Annotated in this window: 1 protein-coding gene; it reads left to right on the top strand. The window is 64.5% G+C overall.

Annotated features, from left to right (window positions below; genetic code table 11):
* A partial coding sequence (gene istA / locus WH91_RS10715; protein WP_144408369.1) for an IS21 family transposase occupies window positions 1-575 on the top strand: 575 nt, incomplete at both ends.

The following is a 575-nucleotide window of genomic DNA, read 5'->3' as shown; positions in this document are numbered from 1 at the left end:
GCCGACACGGTGGAGCCGAAGTTCAAGGTTCCTGCGCGGCCCAGCAAGCTTGATCGGTTTGCGCAAAAGCTCTCCGACTGGCTGCGCGTGGAAGCCGGTAAATCGCGCAAGCAGCGGCGCACGGCCAAGCAGATGCATGCCGATCTGGTGGTACTGGGCTATGAGGGTTCTTACGAGCGGGTGGCTGCGTTTGTGCGGGCCTGGAAAGCGGAACGGCAGCGCGAACAGCAAACCAGCGGGCGCGGTACCTTCGTTCCCCTGGTGTTCGGGCCGGGCGAGGCCTTCCAGTTCGACTGGAGCGAAGACTGGGCCATCCTGGGCGGCGAGCGTACCAAGCTGCAGGTGGCTCATACCAAGCTGTCGCACAGCCGGGCGTTCATCGTTCGGGCCTATCCGCTGCAGACCCACGAGATGCTGTTTGACGCCATGACCCAGGCGTTCCGGGTGCTGGGCGGCGTCCCCCGTCGCGGCATCTTCGACAACATGAAGACTGCGGTCGATCGGATCGGCTCCGGCAAAGCCCGGCAGGTCAACGCCCGGTTCGCGGCGATGGCCAGCCATTATCTGTTCGAACC

The sequence above is a fragment of the Devosia psychrophila genome, assembly GCF_000971275.1.
Lineage (GTDB): Bacteria > Pseudomonadota > Alphaproteobacteria > Rhizobiales > Devosiaceae > Devosia > Devosia psychrophila.
Note: the sequence above shows the minus strand (reverse complement) of the source record. Positions and strands in the feature narration are given on the sequence as shown.